Genomic DNA, 1,728 nt, shown 5'->3' on the forward strand with positions numbered 1-1,728 from the left:
TCATCCATATGGATAAAGTTTTCATCATCATCAATCTCTTCTGGTTCTCGTGCATCAGCCGCGGCTTTTTGGTCGTCTCCCACATCTGTTTCTAAGCCATTGGCTGCACCTGCTTCATCCCGCGCACTGTATTTAAAATCCCAAGAGGTGCAATGTTCCTCATGAATAACAACAATAGGGAGTGTTTCACCGGTAATGGCTTTGCCTTCACCCCGTTTGGCAAGCACAAGTTTGCCATCAACGGGTTTTGCTACCGCATCATAGTCTTCTGCAAGGCGCGTAGCAAAAGCCATATCGCTTTCAGCTGTTTGGTCAATGTGACGCACAACAATTTTAGCAAGAGCAGGGTCAACTTTTGGTGTATAGCCATTGCGCTCTGCTATCTCTTGAACAATACTGCCAAGGGTTTGTTGGTGATAGGATTGGCTTTTGGGTGTTCTATAAGACGTATTCATAGAGGCGGCGCGCCCTGTTACACTTAAGCTTTGGGGTGGGCTGCTTACAGAGATTTCATCAATCAGATAGGCTCCCATATCGCGGTTTTTGCCGCCTTCATAGCCAAGTGTTACGGAAATGATTGTTCCGATGAGAGGAATATCGAGAAAGCCGTTATCACTGTCGCGTGCGCGGTCATCAAGCTCTATAGTGATACGATCACTTTTGTTTTCTGCTTCATCGGTAATTTCAATCGACAAAACATAGTCCATCAGCATTCTTGTGATGTCCTCTCCATTTGCCATCACTGTGCAAAAAGGTTTCATGATTTGCTACCCCAAATTCTGATTACCGGTGTGGCTTTAGGATAGGGGAGGGTTGGCAAAACGATTGTGATTCCTGCTTTTAAAATGGGTCCATAGTCTGCAAGACCAAAATTTGCTGCATAAACGCGTTCAACAGCAAGGGCTTGTTGACCCTTTGCATAGTATCTCCAGCAAATGGCATCAACCATATCGCCTTCTTTTGTTACGTAAAGATCACTCATAGCTCTTCACCATATTCTCTCAATTTTATTGTAAATTCTTGTTTTTTTGGGGTGCCGTTATGATGAAAAATGCTTTGTTTTTCCTCTACAGAAAGAATGACAAACTTACCTAAGATTTTGCTTTGACCAGTCACAAGAATGTGAGGTCCTTCATGTGCCATTTGCCGTAAATATTCGAGCTGTCTATGACCACCTTTGAAATCTGGATAAATCACACCAGTTAAAGAAAATTCCGCATTTGCAACGGCAGGTAATTGAAGAGCTGCTTTGCGCCCCAATCGTCCTTGCTCTACCCATGGAACCCCATAAGACATATCAAGTGTTTGATAAGCTGCTGTTTCAATCGAAAAAATAAAACCACCCAAAGCTAATATCATGGTATTTAATCCGAAAGGCTAGAGGCTATGGCTAAACGTTGCTGTTTTGCATAGCGTTCAAGTGCTTGATTGACAGCGTCTCTGATTTCATCTTTAAGACCATTGGGGACGGAAATATTTAAATTTGAAATCATCACACGGGCATCTACTTCTATCGGCTTATGAACGGTAATGGGCTTGGGAGCTTTAAAGGCACCCACTTTTGCATTTGTAGCCTGCATTTGTCCTGTTTCGACTATGCCTGCATTAAAACCACTCTTGCGTTTTTCAGGTGGGGTATTTGTAACCACTGCTGTATCAACCATTTTTTTTGCACGTGCATTGGTTTCTTCGGTAAAGGTTTTAATGGTCTGCGTTGAAGTCTTGTCT

General features: G+C 43.0%; 3 protein-coding genes and 1 pseudogene. All 4 read right to left on the reverse strand.

What is annotated here, in order from left to right; all coding sequences use genetic code 11:
- The coding region (locus tag ACFINL_RS09570; RefSeq protein WP_375651476.1) for a phage late control D family protein at positions 1-761 on the reverse strand (761 nt) is incomplete at its 3' end.
- Complete coding sequence (locus ACFINL_RS09575; protein ID WP_375637136.1) at positions 758-982, reverse strand: tail protein X; 225 nt, start codon at positions 980-982, stop codon at positions 758-760. The genes ACFINL_RS09570 and ACFINL_RS09575, both read right to left, overlap by 4 nt.
- Positions 979-1,359 carry a phage tail protein gene (locus tag ACFINL_RS09580; RefSeq protein WP_375651477.1) on the reverse strand — a complete coding sequence of 127 codons (381 nt, stop codon included), beginning with the start codon at positions 1,357-1,359 and terminating at the stop codon, positions 979-981. Before ACFINL_RS09580 ends, ACFINL_RS09575 begins: the two co-directional genes overlap by 4 nt.
- A gap of 5 nt (positions 1,360-1,364) precedes the next feature.
- Positions 1,365-1,728 (reverse strand): annotated as a pseudogene (locus ACFINL_RS09585) (phage tail protein); the annotation flags it as partial.

Origin of the sequence: Bartonella sp. AA78NXGY (assembly GCF_042197005.1) — a bacterium.
GTDB lineage: Bacteria > Pseudomonadota > Alphaproteobacteria > Rhizobiales > Rhizobiaceae > Bartonella.